This window comes from Mesorhizobium sp. M0910, from assembly GCF_040319465.1.
GTDB lineage: Bacteria > Pseudomonadota > Alphaproteobacteria > Rhizobiales > Rhizobiaceae > Mesorhizobium.
Genome location: NZ_JAMYNZ010000007.1, coordinates 119,764 through 133,523 on the forward strand (window position 1 = coordinate 119,764; position 13,760 = coordinate 133,523).

Sequence of the window (13,760 nt, forward strand, 5' to 3'; positions counted from 1 at the left end):
AAAGCCGCCCGCGACCGACGCATTGAATGCCGGCCGCAACGGCCGGTTTTCAGTTCAAAGCCTTCGTCCTGGTCTGCGTCGCCGTCGCCGGCCTTTACGGCGCGGCAACGGCGGGCCGTAAAATCCTGTTCATCCGAACAGTGCCGGCAGTGCTGGCGCTGATTGCGCAGGCGTTGGGCTAGCGCATGATCCCTGAACCGAAAGCTGGACAAGGATCATGCGCAAAATCAATTGCCACAGCGCCGGGCATTGCGGCCGGTTTCAGCCGCCTGGATAGATTGGGCCATAGCCGTTCGGATAGTATCCGCCATCGGCGCCGTTGCCGATGAGGAAGGCACTGCCGGTATCAGCGCGCAGCTTTTGGCTGACATCGTCGAGCTGCGCCAGCAACTGCTGATCTTGCGTGCTCGGCATCGTTCCCTCGCGTGCGGCCCTCTCGGCGGCCTGGTCGAGTTGAGCGACCTGCGTGCGCAAGTCACGCGCCTCGCCCGGCTCGAGCTTGTTCGCCTGGATGGCGCCCTGGATAGCTGTCTCCACGCTCTGGATCTGATTGATCAAGGCCGTCTCGCGTGGGCCGGCGTAAGCGCCGGCAAACGGAACGAGGAGAAGTGTGGCGAGCGCAGCGGTCCTAAGATTCCTGGGAGCGAAGAAGCGCATGGTTGCATCTCCTTTACTGGGGAAGGCGGTGGTTGGGAGGGGGCGCTGCCTTCCGGCCGCGGGCCGTCAGGTTCCGTCGCGTCGCGATCAGCGGTTCCACGCCGGCGGCTCTAGGCCCATGACCAAGGCCAAAAAGGTCACGGCGGCAAAATGTAATTAAAAAAAGGTAATTTTTTCAGCTCTTGCCGCTGCCGCACCAGTGCCCTAAATGCCGCCGACTTGAGCCGGCTCGCCCTGGCGCATGATATAAGCCAAAGGCTTGCAGATCACCGCTCGGTCAGCTTCAACTCGATACGGCGGTTCTTGTTGCGCGCCTCTTCGGTATCGGCGGGGTCGAGCGGCTGGAATTCGCCGAAGCCGGCCGCGACCAGCCGGTTGGCCGGCACGCCGTTCTCGATCAGGAACTTGACCACCGAGGTCGAGCGCGCCGTCGACAATTCCCAATTGTCGCGGTAGCGGCCGGTGCCGGAGAGCGGCTTGTTGTCGGTGTGGCCATCGACGCGCAGCACCCAGTTGATCTCCGGCGGGATTTCCTTTTGCAATTCGATGATGGCATCGGCAAGCTTCTTCATCTCGACCTTGCCAGCATCGTTGATCACTTCAGAGCCGGTCGGGAAAAGCACTTCCGACTGGAAGACGAAGCGGTCGCCGACGATACGGATGTTCTCGCGATCGGCGAGAATTTCACGCAAGCGGCCGAAGAAATCGGACCGGTAGCGGTTCAGCTCCTGCACGCGTTGCGCCAGTGCGACGTTGAGGCGGCGGCCGAGATCGGCGATCTTGGTGTTGGATTCGCGGTCGCGCGTTTCGGACACGTCGAGCGCTTGTTCGAGCGCTGCGATCTGCTTGCGCAGCGCCGAAATCTGCTGGTTGAGGATCTCGACCTGGCTTAGCGCCTGCTGGCTGATCTGGCGCTGGCTGTCGAGTTCGCCGGAAAGGGCCGTTGCGCGCTGGTTGGCGGCATCGCCGGCACCGGCGCCTTGCGCCAGCAATTGCTCGAGCCGGCTTTTTTCGGCCTCCGATGCGGATAGCGATGCCTGCAAATTGGCAAGGGTGTCTTCCTTGTCCTGTGTCGTCGAGCGCTCCAGCGCCAGAAGCTGGGTCAACTCATTGATCTGCGAGTTGAGGCGGTTGAGCACCGTGTCCTTGCCGGAGATCTCGCGGCCGAGCAGGAATTGCGCCAAAACGAAAACCGTGAGCAGGAACATGATCGCCAACAGCAGCGTCGACAGCGCATCGACGAAGCCCGGCCAGTAATCGATGCGGCGGTCGGAGCGCCGGCCTCGCGCCAACGCCACGTCAATGCACTCCGGGCTTCTTCAAGGCGTCGGCGATCTTCTCCAGGGTGTTGCGCATCGCCTTCTGCTCGTCGGACTGGGCCTCGACCCAGTCGCGCATGATCTGCTGTTCCGAGCGCATGTTCTTGACCAGGCCGGAAATGCCGTCGGCGAGATTGGCCATGGCAGTGGCCACGCGCGGATTGGAGCCGCCGCCATTTTCCTGCAGAGTGCGCAGTTTTTCCGACAACAGCCGGATTTCCTCGGAGGGTTCGGTCCTCGCCGCGTCGGCAACGACGATGTCGGAGGACAGGTCGGTGACCGAGGACAGCCAGTTTTCGAGTTCGGTATAGAAGCGCGTCTGGGCGCGGCCGGCCTGCAGGTCGAGGAAGCCGAGCACCAGCGAGCCGGAGAGGCCAAACAGCGAGGACGAGAAGGCGGTGCCCATGCCGGCCAACGGCGCGGAAAGCCCCTGCTTCAGGGATTCGAGCACGGCGGCGGCATCGCCGGTGCCGGGATCGAGCGACTCGATGGTTTCGCGGATCGAGCCGATCGTGTTGAGCAGGCCCCAGAAGGTGCCGAGCAGGCCGAGGAACACCAGCAGTCCGACAAGGTAGCGCGACGTGTCGCGGCTTTCGTCGAGGCGGGTGGCGATCGAATCCAGCATGGTGCGCATCGAACTGGTCGAGAAGGCAATCGTCGAGGAGCGGCCGATCATCGCCTTCATCGGCGCCAGCAGCACCGGTTCGGTGGTCTCGGAACCGGCGCGGAACGAGTTGACCCAGCGCACCTCGCGGAACAGCCGGCCGACCTGGACGAAGGCTAGCAGGATGCCGACCGCAAGCACGCCGATGATCAGGCCGTTGAGACCGGGATTGGTGACGAAGGCGGTCGAGATCTGGCGCGTCAGGATGGCGGCGATAAAGGCCACGATGAACAGAAAGATCACCATGGTCAGCAGAAACACCTGCGGGCTCGACAATTTGTGCGGATCGTAGATCAGAACGTCGGAGCGCCTGCCCATGCCGAAGGATCTGAGAAGAGTCATCCGTGCCCCGTTTCCGATGCCGTCGCCGCCGATCAATTTGTGTTTGCGACTCTAAACGGAATTGTGACGAAATTGAATGGCGCTTGGCAATATTGCCACTGTCCGCGACCGGAGGTCAAAGCCGGTTGATGACCAGGCAGTCGACCATGGCGGCCAGATGCAGGCCGGCGCCGGTGACGACAAAGCCATGCCACAGCGCATTGTGGAAGCGCAGGCCCCTCCAGGCGAAGAAGATCACGCCGCAGGAGTAGACGATGCCGCCGGCAACGATGAGCGCGATCGATGTCGCCGGCAGCGTCCGCACGAGCGGCTCCACCAGAACGAGACCGCTCCAGCCGATGGCTAGATAGAAGACGATCGCCAGCCGGTCGAAACGGCCGGGAAGAAAGACCTTGATGGCGATGCCGACCGCCGCGGCGGTCCAGACCAGGACGATCATCGAAACGGCCAGCGGCGAGCCGCCGAGCTGGGCCAGGAAAGGCGTGTAGGTGGCAGCGATCAGCAGGTAGATCGCGGCATGGTCGAAGCGCCGCAATATCCATTTTGCCGGCGACGACACCGGCCAGACATTATAGGCCAGCGAAATCGACAGCACGGTGAGCAGCGAGACCACATAGAATGCGGCGGCGACATATTCGCCGGGGCCGGTTCGATAGGCGGCCAGTGCCAGCAGCGTCGAGCCGGCAGCGATCGCCAGCACGATGCCCACGGCGTGGACAACGCCGTCGGCGATGATCTCGGCGCGCGAGTAATGCCAGCGCCCCATAAAAGGAATGTCGAGCTGGGAGAATTCGCTCTGGGATTTGGGCCGGCTGTTCGTCATCGATGATCCTGCGTCGCCTTATCTGGGCGGCCGCGGGCGAGTATTTCAAGCTTTGGTTGCGGTTTTGCGACTGCGGCGCTTCAGCGCGGCGCGCCTCTATCAGTTGGCTGAGAGTGGCCTTTTGATGGTCTTCAACAGCGCGCGCTGGATGAGTTCGTTGCCGGCAACCAGCGAACCGGCGTTCAGCACGTCCTGTCCCCCGGCGAAATCGGAGACGAAACCGCCCGCCTCGCGGATCAGCAAGATGCCGGCGGCGACATCCCAGGCCGACAGGCCGGTTTCCCAGAACCCGTCCATGCGGCCGGCGGCGACGTAGGCGAGATCGAGCGAGGCGGAGCCGAGACGGCGGACGCCAGAAACCTCGGCCATGACATTGCGGAGCTCGATGAGGAAATTGCCGTGCTGGCCACGCCCGAGATGTGGCATGCCGCAGCCGATCACCGCATCGACCAGCTTGGTGCGGCCGGCGACGCGCAGCCGGCGGTCGTTCATGAAAGCGCCGCCGCCGCGCTCGGCGGTATAGAGTTCATCCATGGCCGGATTGTAGACGACCCCGGCGACGATCTGGCCCTGGCGCTCCAGCGCGATCGAAACGGCAAAGAGCGGAATGCCGTGCAGGAAATTGGTGGTGCCGTCGAGCGGGTCGACGATCCAGCGGTGCTGGCCGTCGTCGCCCTCGATCACGCCGCGTTCCTCCATCAGGAAGGCGTAGCCGGGCCGCGCCTTCGACAGTTCGGCAAAGACGATGTCTTCGGCCTTGCGGTCGGCCTGGCTGACATAGTCGCCTGGCCCCTTCATCGAGACCTGCAGGTTCTGCACTTCGCCGAAGTCACGCGACAGGGAGCGGCCGGCCTTCATTGCGGCCTGGACCATGACATTGAGGATCGCGGAACGCGCCATTGTGTTTCTTCCTGCTGCCCGCGCTTTAGTCGGCGCGGCGCACGTAAGTGATTTCGTTGGTATCGACGATGATGCGCTCGCCCGAGCCGATGAACGGCGGCACCAGCACGCGGATGCCGTTTTCGAGTATCGCCGGCTTGTAGGACGAGGCTGCCGTCTGGCCCCTCACCACCGGGTCGGCCTCGGTGATGGTCAGCGTCACCTGGTCGGGCAGCGAAATACCGATCGGCCTTTCGTCATAGAGCTGGACCGTCACCATCATGCCGTCCTGCAGGAAGGCGGCGCGATCGCCGACGAACTCCTTTTGCAATTCGAGCTGCTCGTAGCTTTCGGTGTCCATGAACACCAGCGCGTCGCCCTGCTCGTAGAGGAAAGAAAAATCCTTCAGATCGAGCCGGATCTGCTCGACCGTCTCGGCCGAACGGAAGCGCTCGTTGAGCTTGGTGCCGTTGATCAGGTTCTTGAGTTCGACCTGGTTGTAGGCGCCGCCCTTGCCGGGCTTGACGGTGTTGGTCCTGACCGCCACCCAAAGGCCGCCATCGTGCTCGATGACGTTGCCGGGACGGATTTCGTTGCCATTGATCTTGGCCATGGTGAGGTGATCCGGAAATGAGATGATCGCCGCAAAGGGCAATTTGGCGCCTCCAAGACCACAAATCGCCAGCAGAGGCAAGGAGCGCCTTCCGATGAAGCGGGAACGAAGCTGGCCCGGCAGCGCGGCGTGGCGGCCTCAGTCCGTCCTGACAGTCGCGGTGACGGCCTCGGTCACTGCGTCGGCGACCTCTCTCAAAAGATGCAGGTGCGGCGAACGCAGGACGACAATTCGCAGCGACAGCTCGAGGCCGGGAGCGTCGACCAGGGCAATGCCCTGCGGCAGCTTTTCCCGCAGCAGCCGCCTGGGCAGCAGGCCAAGGCCTTGGCCTCGACGAACCCAGTCGATCTGCAGCGCGCTGTCCTGAATCTCGGCGCCGACCATCAACCTGTGGCCGTCCTCGGCCAGGGCAGCCGCCAGCCGCCGGCGCGCGTCGCAGGGTTCAGGGCTGAGGACCCAGGGCGTGGTCTTGACGTCGGCTTGCCGGCTGGTGTTTTCGGCAGCGATGATGCCGAGGGGCTCGGTTCCGACAACGCCGTCTCCAGTTTTGGAATTGCTGCCGTCCAGGATGAAGGCGAGGTCGAGCTGTCCGCGCTTGTGCTGGTCGGCCAGCTCAAGGCTCCAGCCGCTCTTCAGACGCAGCGAGACCTTCGGAAACCGCGCCACGGCATCACCAATGGCGGCGGCCACGGCTTTGTCGCAAAGTCCATGCGCGAGGCCGAGCCGCAGCAGGCCCCCCGGCTCGTCGCCCTTGGCGAATGATCTCAGCGCGTCGACGGCGGCGAGAATGTCCTTGCCGCGTGCCAGCACCTCTACGCCGGCCGGGGTCAGTCGCGACGGCTTTAGCCGGCGGTCGAGCAATTCCGTGCCGAGCATCTCCTCCAGCCGCTGGATCTGGCGGGTGACGGCCGGCTGCGTCAATGGCAGGCGTTGCGCCACCTTCTGAATCGAACCCTCCTCGGCAAAGAGCGCCAGTGTTTTCAGTTCTTCAAGCACGACACACCCGAACATGTCAGATAAGCATAATTATCCTGAACATTATGAATTTGAAATCCGATGGATGGCAAGCGATTTTCCTCTGGCAGGACCCAGCTGAAAAGGAACGACGATGAAAGCGATCGAATTGCAGAGCCCGGGCGGCCTCAAGAGCCTCAGAATGGTCGAGCGGCCGATGCCTGAACCGGGGCGCCAGGAGATGATTGTGAAGGTCAAGGCGACGGCGCTGAACTACCGCGATGCCGAGATCGTCCGCGGCGGCTATCACACGAAGTTTGCATTGCCGCTGGTGCCGCTGTCGGACGGCGTCGGCGAAGTCGTTGCCATCGGCGCCGAGGTCAGCCGGTTCAAGATCGGCGACCGGGTCTGCGGCACGTTCTGGCAACGCTGGGTCGGCGGCAGTTTCGCGATGGCCGAGCCCTCCTATCAACGTGGCGGCCCGATCGACGGGCTGCTCAGCGAATTTGCCCGGCTCGACGAACAGGCGGCGGTGCTGGCGCCGGCCAATCTGAGCGACCTCGAGGCGGCGACGCTGCCATGCGCCGGCGTGACGGCATGGCACGCGCTGTTTACGGAAGGCAGCGTCAAACCCGGCGACACCGTGCTTTGCCTCGGCACCGGCGGCGTTTCGCTGTTTGCGGTGCAGTTCGCCGCCGCTGCCGGGGCGCGCGTCATCGTGACGTCGAGCAGCGATGAGAAGCTTGCGCGGGCAAAGCAACTTGGCGCGCAGGATGGCGTGAACTATCGCAGCGTCCCCGATTGGGCATCGGCCGTGCTGGGATTGACGGATGGCCGCGGCGCCGACCATATCATCGAGGTTGGCGGACCGCAGAGTTTTGCACAATCGCTGAGGGCAACGGCGCGCGGCGCCCAGATCAACGTCATCGGCTATCTCGGCGGCAGTGACGGCGCCATCAACCCGCTCGACATCTTCCGCCGGCAGGTCCGGGCGCGAGGCATACCGGTGGGCTCACGCGAATCCTTCGAGGCGATGAACCGAGCCATTGTCGTCAACCGGTTGAGACCGGTGATCGACCGGGTCGTGCCATGGAGCCGGGCCGCCGAAGCCTTTCGGTACCTTGAACACGGCTCGCCCTTCGGCAAGGTCGTGCTCGATCATACCCAATGAGCCCGCCTGACGAGCCCGGTGCGATGAGTCTCGAGACCGCGGTCAGGGCAGGCGGTTGGCCCGTTGCAGCGCCTGCTGCGTCTGGTCGTCGGTCAGGCCCTGCAGGAAATCGTCCATCTCTTGGTCGATGAGCCCGGCGCGGCGGGCGACAACATACCAGGCGCCGGCGAGGATCAGATCCGGGTCGGTGCCGATGCCGTTCATGTAGAGCTTGGCGAGACGGTTCTGGGCGGCGACATTGCCGCCCTCGGCGGCCTGCTTCATCCAGTTGAAGCCGGATTTCAGGTCGCGGGCGCCGCCGCGCCCCTCGATCATCCAGGTTGCGAGATCGATCTGTGCCGTGTCGTAGTTCTGCCGCGCGGCCTGTGCCAGCAGGCTGCGGGCGCGGACATCGTCGCGCGGCTTGCCGCCGGCGCCATTGGCGTAGACCTGTGCCATCGCATATTGTGCGTCGGCAAGCCCGGTCGCGGCAGCGCGCTCGTAATAGGATACGGCTTTGGCAATACCGGCATCGCCGGGCTCTTGTTCGACCATCAGCTGCGCAAAATTGAACTGCGCCAGGCGGTTGCCGGCCTCGGCGGCGGCCTGCATCAGCGCATAGGCCTCCTTCTCGTCCTTTTTGACGTAGCGGCCGTCGAGCAGCATCAGTGCATACTGGAATTGCGATTCCGGGACGCCCTGCTCGGCGGCAAGCGCATACCACTTCGCCGCCCCTGCCGCGTCGACCGGCACGCCGAGGCCGCGCGACAATATCTCGGCCACCAGCGTCTGTGCCGCCGGATCGCCGTTTTGAGCGCGCGAAAGCGCAAGGTTGTAGGCCGTCTTGTAGAGCCCGCGCTGAAAGGCGCCGTAGGCAGCATCGGACGGCTTTGCGCCGAAGCGGTCGGGGTTGATGGTGTCGGCCGACGGCAACGGGGTGGTGGTGGCGGGCTGCGGCAATTGTGCGGCGATCGGCTTGTCGGCAGGTTCGCTGGAATCCGGCCTGGGCTGCGGCAGCGGAACGGGTTCCGCCGCTATCGCCTGCGTCACGGCCGTTGCAAGAAAGGCGCTGAAAAGGATTTTCCGCGAGAGCACGTCAGTCCTCGAAGCGCGGCGCGGTTTCGTCGAGCAGCGCGTTAGCGGCGGCGACCGCCATCTTCGGATCGACGTCGTCGGCGAAGACGGCGCTGGACAGCGCCACGAATTCAGCGCCGGTGGCGGCGACCGCTTCCACCGAGGCAAGATCGGATCCGGCCATGACGATGCAGGGGATCTGGATGACGTCCGCCCACCATTGCCCGAGCGACAGGTTGCGCGGGTGCGGCTCAGGCTTGTTGTCGTAGCCGAAACGGCCGAAGAAAATGTAATCAGGCCTGACTTCGCCGAGTTCCAGCGCATCGTCGCGGGTCTTGGCGCCGCCGGTGCCGACCATCATCCTGGCCTGGAAGTGTTGGATCGTTTCGGCGAGCTCGTCCTTGCCGACCTCGACATGAATGCCGTCGGCCTGGACGCGGCCGGCGATGCGGGTGTCGCCGGCAATGATGACGGCAATGCCGGCCGCTTGCGCCACCGGCACGATCTGCTCGGCAAAGGCTTGGAAAGAGGCCTCGTCCATACCGTTTTCCGGCAGGATAAGCGAGGCGACGTCACCGCCCTCGAAGGCCGCGGCGATGCGCTCGGCCGGCACGTTCGGCGGCGCGATCAGCACGATACGGCAGCGGTTGGGCGGCGTTGCGTCATTCATTGGTGTTCGATCCCGGTTATCGCCTATGCCGGGCGAAGATGGTTGCATTGCGGCATAGAGCAAAGTGCGGGGATTGAACAGGCGGCAGGGGGATCACGATTGCCGTCAACGATTCCATAGGGCTCGGCGCATGACTGCCGTTGGCCGAAATTCTCCTCGCCTGGTCGCCTGCGGCCCTACGCAGGCACCTTCGATTTCCACAGCGACCAGCCGAGATTCATGCCGGCCGCGGCGACCAGGATGGCGGCGGCGCCGACGATCTGCGCCGGATGCAGCCGATGGCCGAAGGCGACGACATCGACGAGGATGGCGACGACGGGATAGATGAAGGACAGCGATCCCTGCAGATGCGTCGGCAGCTTCTGGATGGCGCCGTACATGAGGATGTACATCAGGCCGGTATGGACGATGCCGAGCGTCGCCAGCATGACCCAGCTCCGCGCATCGGCGGGAAGGTGGGTGAGATTGGCGAAAGGTGCCAGCATGAGAACGCCGACGCAGACCTGGATCAGGGCGATCAGGTGCGGCGGCGTGCCTTTGAGCTTCTTGGTGACGATAGCCGCAACGGCCCAGAAGAAAGCCGCGGCCAGCGCCATCGCAATGCCGGTAAAGTAATCCGTACCATGATCGCCTGCATCGGGCGCGGCCTGCACGATCAGCAGCATGCCGGCAAAGGCGATGCCGAGCCAGGTCAGCTTGGTCACCGTCAGCCGTTCGGAGAAGAAGAGCGCGCCAAAACCTACCAGCATGAAGGGCTGCGTGTTGTAAACGGCCGTGGCGATCGAGATCGACGCGCGGGAAAACGCGCTGAACAGCAACAGCCAGTTGATAACGATGGCAGCACCGCCGAGAGCCGCGATCGCGACGATGCGAAGCGACAGCCTGCCACGCAGCAGTCCCAGCGCCGCGCAGATGATCAGCAGCGTTACCGCCCCGAAAGCACAGCGCCAGAACACCACGTCCATGATGGGCTGGCCGGAAAGCACGACGAACCAGCCGATCGTGCCGAGGATCGCCATCGCCGCCGTCATTTCGATCGTGCCGCGTACCGTGTTGTCCATGGATGCTCCTGAAACCCGTTGAGATTTTATAATCCCACGGCGGATCGGGTATTTCCATGACTTGCAGCTGGTGATATGCAGGACGAACCTCATTTAATTAGGTAGACATCGGCTTTTTCTTGGAATTGTAAAATGCTGGACGAACTCGACAGAAAGCTCCTCGATATCCTGGTCAAGGATTCACGGACCTCGCTGAAGGAACTGGCGCTGCAGGTCGGGTTGTCGTCGCCAAGCGTTTCGGAGCGGCTTCGGCGGCTTGAGGATCGCGGCGTCATCCGCGCGTTCACCATTGACATCGATCCGCAGGCGCTCGGCTACGCCTTGCAGGCGATCGTTCGCATCCGGCCATTGCCGGGCAAGCTGCACATCGTCCAGAAGCTGATCGAGGAAATCCCGGAATTCGGCGAATGCGACAAGGTGACGGGCGATGACTGCTTCGTTGCCCGGCTGTTCGTCCGCTCGATCGGCGAGCTGGACGGGATTCTCGACCGCATTGCCGACAAGGCCGAAACCAGCACCGCCATCATCAAGGCGCAGCCGATCCGGAGACGCCCGCCGCCGCTCGACATGCCAAACATGTGACGGGTTTCGGTGGCGTGGCCCACATATTTGCGGTCGCGGTCTGGCCATTTCTGGTCTATTCCAGAGTTCAACTTTCCCTCCAGCGTCCCTTCCCCATGTCAGGCCTGCTCGTCGATCCCTGGTTCTATGCCGCGGCCATTCCGGCCGTCATCCTCGTCGGCCTGTCGAAAGGCGGCTTCGGCGGCGCCGTCGGCTTTGTCGGCGTGCCGTTGATGGCGCTGACCATGCCGCCGGTTCAGGCTGCCGCAATTCTTCTGCCAATTCTGTGCCTGATGGACATTGTCTCGGTATGGACGTGGTGGGGCATCTTCGACCGCAAGATGCTGGCCGACATGATGCCGGGCGCCGTGATCGGCATCGCCCTTGGCTGGCTGACGGCGGCACTTGTAACCGAAGAGATGGTGCGGCTGATCGTCGGCGCGGTTGCCCTGATCTTCGTGCTGCGCTGGCTCTATTTGCAACTCCGCCACGGTGCCGGCCACGCGGCGGAGCCCAACCGCGTCGCCGCCGGCTTCTGGGGTACTGTTGCCGGGTTCACCAGCTTCGTCGCCCATGTCGGCGGCCCGCCTTTTCAGGTCTATGCGCTGCCGATCAGGCTCGATCCGAAGGTGCTGTCGGGCACCGCGGCGATCTTTTTCGCCGTCACCAATGCGCTGAAGCTCATCCCCTATTTCGCGCTCGGCCAGTTCGACACCACCAATTTGACCGCGTCGGCGGTGCTGATGCCGCTGGCGCCGCTGTCGACCATCGCCGGCGCCTGGCTGGTGCGGCGGATGCGGCCGGAGCTGTTCTATCCCTTCACCTATGCGACCGTGGCGGTCGTCGCGGTCAAGCTTCTGTGGGACGGCATCGCCGGCCTCCTGTAAGACGGCGGCCCCATTCGGCCGCCGCCGGATATCCTTACACCTCAGGCGGCACTCGGCAGCAGCTGCCGCGTCCTGCCAAGCGCCAGGGCAATGCCGGTTGCGAGTACGAGCGCCATGCAGCCCAGAATGGTGATGTCGTGCAGCGTCGGCTTCAGCACCATGTCCGCGATGATCACCAGCATCACCGAATAGTCGAAGCGCGCGGCGCTGAGGACGCGCTGGCCCTGGGCAAGCACTGCCGGCGTCACGCCATCCTTGGCGATCATGCCTGCCATGCGGTCGGCAGTCGGCTTGAAGATGAACATGCCGATGCAGAAGGTCGTCGCATAACCGGCAAGGCCGATCAGCACCCACAGATCGGAAAAGCCGACCCAGAAGCCGCACATGATGAGGCCGAAAAGCAATGTCAGCATCGACATCGGCGCGAAGAACCGGTTGCCGAGCTCGCCGGTGGCGCGCATCGCCTGCAGCATGCCTTCGACGTTCCCGGCGCGGTCGGCGCGTACCGCGAGCAGCATCAGCGTGAAGCCGCCGCCGACCCAGAGGATCGCCGAGACGATATGCAGAAATTTAACGGCCGAGTACCAGTCCATTATTCGCTCCTTGAGAGATTTGATGATTTGCCGGAGCGCAAGGTTTGCTCCGCCTCGTTGCGAGGAGCGGGCGTTTACCGCGGCGCCTGTTTCGGAACGATGTCGCGCGGCGAGCGGATCTGTTTCGATATGTCGGTCACGATCTGGAGGAAACATGGCGCAAGCGCGTCGCCCCGACTTTCCAGCCGGTAGTGGGAACGGGTGCCGTGGCCAGTCAGCTGTGCTGTTACGGCACAGATGCTGGGCGCTTGATCGAAAAATATGCCCTGCGTTAAGGCTTCGTTAAGCTTTACAGGCGTTTACTATGTCCATCCAGTGATCTGGATTCTTACCGAGTGGTTGGAGCCACTTTGTTTGACGCCTCCCTGTTAAACTCCTGAGAGCCGCCTTATCCGCGGCTCTTTTTTTGTCCGCCGGCATGGGCGTCCTTCCGGCTAAATGCGGCCGTTAACCGTTTGTTAAACATGTGCTTGCCTTCGCTGGCAGCGAAGCGCATTTTCAAGCTTCAGTCGTTTAGGCTGCCGGATATGGCGGCCAAGAGCCGAATCGGCCGGCTGTCAGGCAAGTGCAGGGGCGTAGCGATGAACGAGCCTTCGAAGGCGAGCGCGAAAACCATCAAGCTGGCGGAGCGCCGGGTTTTCTCCCAATCCTTCAAGCCGCTCTATCAGGAAGGCATGGGCCTGGTCGAGCAGGCGGCCGAATATCTCGACGGCAAGGGCCGCGCCGAGGCCAAGAAGCTGTCGAGGCTGGCGGCGACGCTTTATGCGGCCGAATCGATGCGGCTGACCACCAGGCTGATGCAGGTCGCCTCGTGGCTGCTTTTGCAGCGGGCGGCGAATTCCGGCGAGATGACCCGCGATCAGGTGGCCTCAGAAAAATCCAAGGTGCGTCTCGACACTGCCTCGGCGCATGACGAGGCGCCCGGCTGGGCCGAGCTGCCGAAGGATTTCATCGACCTCGTCAACCGTTCGCTGCGGCTGCAGGCGTTGGTGCGCCGGATGGACGAGGAGATCTATGGCGGCCTTGCCGAGGTGCCGCCGTCGAGCCGTCGCCTCAATCCGGTCTCCGACCAGATCACGCTGCTCAACACGGCTTTCGCCCGCGGCTGAGAGACCGTTTCATAATTCTACTCCGGCGGCCATCTAGACTAACCGCGAAGGGACGGGCTCGCGATCATCAGGCGGGGAGAATCACGCAGCAGCAGGCGCGATCCGACCTCCACGATAGACCTGATCGCTGGGAGCAGCTCCTGCCCCAATGACGTCAGCTCATACTCCACGGTCGGCGGCGATGTCGGCATCACGTGGCGTGCGAGGACGCCACGCTCCTCGAGATCGCGCAACCTGCCGGTCAGCACCTTCGCCGAAATGGCTGGGATATCGCGGCGCAATTCGGAGAACCGGCGCGGGCCGTCGCTCAAGGACCAGAGCACCTCGGGTGTCCAGCACCCGCCAAGCAGCGCCATGCACCTCGACATGGGGCAGCCGGGAAGCGCCTTCACCTTCGTTCGCAT

Annotated in this window: 16 protein-coding genes and 1 pseudogene; 5 read left to right on the forward strand and 12 right to left on the reverse strand. The window is 63.6% G+C overall.

All coding sequences use genetic code 11. The annotated features are described in order from the left end of the window. Positions 1 to 41 precede the first annotated feature (41 nt). Positions 42 to 182: pseudogene (locus NKH78_RS18790) on the forward strand (DUF1304 family protein); the annotation flags it as partial. Positions 183 to 261: 79 nt separating this feature from the next. Here the strand turns inward: NKH78_RS18790 and NKH78_RS18795 are convergent. The 7 genes from NKH78_RS18795 to NKH78_RS18825 all read right to left on the reverse strand — a co-directional run bounded on the left by NKH78_RS18795 (position 262) and on the right by NKH78_RS18825 (position 6,293). Then, positions 262 to 657 (reverse strand): hypothetical protein, encoded by a 396-nt coding sequence (locus NKH78_RS18795; RefSeq protein WP_352737798.1) that lies wholly within the window; start codon positions 655 to 657, stop codon positions 262 to 264. Positions 658 to 923: 266 nt separating this feature from the next. Continuing rightward, complete coding sequence (locus NKH78_RS18800; protein ID WP_352465687.1) at positions 924 to 1,955, reverse strand: peptidoglycan -binding protein; 1,032 nt, start codon at positions 1,953 to 1,955, stop codon at positions 924 to 926. 1 nt (position 1,956) lies between these two features. Then, the gene (locus tag NKH78_RS18805; protein ID WP_352476085.1) at positions 1,957 to 2,982 is read right to left on the reverse strand and encodes a MotA/TolQ/ExbB proton channel family protein; all 1,026 of its coding nucleotides are present in this window, start codon (positions 2,980 to 2,982) and stop codon (positions 1,957 to 1,959) included. A gap of 115 nt (positions 2,983 to 3,097) precedes the next feature. Next, positions 3,098 to 3,805: a PAQR family membrane homeostasis protein TrhA gene (gene trhA, locus NKH78_RS18810; protein ID WP_352737797.1), complete on the reverse strand. Its 708-nt coding sequence runs from the start codon at positions 3,803 to 3,805 to the stop codon at positions 3,098 to 3,100. 99 nt (positions 3,806 to 3,904) lie between these two features. Next, complete coding sequence (locus NKH78_RS18815; protein WP_352737796.1) at positions 3,905 to 4,705, reverse strand: inositol monophosphatase family protein; 801 nt, start codon at positions 4,703 to 4,705, stop codon at positions 3,905 to 3,907. A 25-nt stretch (positions 4,706 to 4,730) separates the two neighbouring features. Beyond that, positions 4,731 to 5,297: an elongation factor P gene (gene efp / locus NKH78_RS18820; RefSeq protein WP_023678016.1), complete on the reverse strand. Its 567-nt coding sequence runs from the start codon at positions 5,295 to 5,297 to the stop codon at positions 4,731 to 4,733. 138 nt (positions 5,298 to 5,435) lie between these two features. Continuing rightward, positions 5,436 to 6,293: a LysR family transcriptional regulator gene (locus NKH78_RS18825; protein ID WP_352737795.1), complete on the reverse strand. Its 858-nt coding sequence runs from the start codon at positions 6,291 to 6,293 to the stop codon at positions 5,436 to 5,438. A 112-nt stretch (positions 6,294 to 6,405) separates the two neighbouring features. On the opposite strand from NKH78_RS18825, the gene NKH78_RS18830 reads away from it, so the two are divergent. Beyond that, positions 6,406 to 7,422, forward strand: a complete 1,017-nt coding sequence (locus tag NKH78_RS18830) for a zinc-dependent alcohol dehydrogenase family protein (RefSeq protein WP_352737794.1) — start codon at positions 6,406 to 6,408, stop codon at positions 7,420 to 7,422. Positions 7,423 to 7,464: 42 nt separating this feature from the next. Here NKH78_RS18830 and NKH78_RS18835 read toward each other — a convergent pair whose 3' ends face one another. The 3 genes from NKH78_RS18835 to NKH78_RS18845 all read right to left on the reverse strand — a co-directional run bounded on the left by NKH78_RS18835 (position 7,465) and on the right by NKH78_RS18845 (position 10,206). Beyond that, positions 7,465 to 8,496, reverse strand: coding sequence for a tetratricopeptide repeat protein (locus NKH78_RS18835; RefSeq protein WP_352683356.1), 1,032 nt, complete (start codon positions 8,494 to 8,496; stop codon positions 7,465 to 7,467). A gap of 1 nt (position 8,497) precedes the next feature. Then, positions 8,498 to 9,145: a thiamine phosphate synthase gene (locus NKH78_RS18840; protein WP_352737793.1), complete on the reverse strand. Its 648-nt coding sequence runs from the start codon at positions 9,143 to 9,145 to the stop codon at positions 8,498 to 8,500. A gap of 176 nt (positions 9,146 to 9,321) precedes the next feature. Then, a complete protein-coding gene (locus NKH78_RS18845) occupies positions 9,322 to 10,206 on the reverse strand; it encodes a DMT family transporter (protein WP_352540309.1) in 885 nt (294 codons plus the stop codon). Positions 10,207 to 10,338: 132 nt separating this feature from the next. Here NKH78_RS18845 and NKH78_RS18850 point away from each other — a divergent pair, with 132 nt between their 5' ends. Together NKH78_RS18850 and NKH78_RS18855 are read left to right on the forward strand one after the other, a co-directional pair. Further along, positions 10,339 to 10,788, forward strand: a complete 450-nt coding sequence (locus NKH78_RS18850) for an Lrp/AsnC family transcriptional regulator (protein WP_023678010.1) — start codon at positions 10,339 to 10,341, stop codon at positions 10,786 to 10,788. Positions 10,789 to 10,883: 95 nt separating this feature from the next. Then, entirely contained in the window at positions 10,884 to 11,654 is a 771-nt protein-coding gene (locus tag NKH78_RS18855) for a sulfite exporter TauE/SafE family protein (RefSeq protein WP_352450835.1), read from the forward strand. 41 nt (positions 11,655 to 11,695) lie between these two features. On the opposite strand, the gene NKH78_RS18860 is transcribed toward NKH78_RS18855, so the two are convergent. After that, positions 11,696 to 12,247 carry a DUF2269 family protein gene (locus NKH78_RS18860; protein WP_352454903.1) on the reverse strand — a complete coding sequence of 184 codons (552 nt, stop codon included), beginning with the start codon at positions 12,245 to 12,247 and terminating at the stop codon, positions 11,696 to 11,698. Positions 12,248 to 12,828: 581 nt separating this feature from the next. Here NKH78_RS18860 and rcdA point away from each other — a divergent pair. Further along, positions 12,829 to 13,356, forward strand: coding sequence for a protease adaptor protein RcdA (gene rcdA, locus NKH78_RS18865; RefSeq protein ID WP_352450833.1), 528 nt, complete (start codon positions 12,829 to 12,831; stop codon positions 13,354 to 13,356). Positions 13,357 to 13,394: 38 nt separating this feature from the next. Here rcdA and NKH78_RS18870 read toward each other — a convergent pair whose 3' ends face one another. Next, positions 13,395 to 13,712 carry a winged helix-turn-helix transcriptional regulator gene (locus tag NKH78_RS18870; protein ID WP_245274745.1) on the reverse strand — a complete coding sequence of 106 codons (318 nt, stop codon included), beginning with the start codon at positions 13,710 to 13,712 and terminating at the stop codon, positions 13,395 to 13,397. Positions 13,713 to 13,760: the final 48 nt, after the last annotated feature.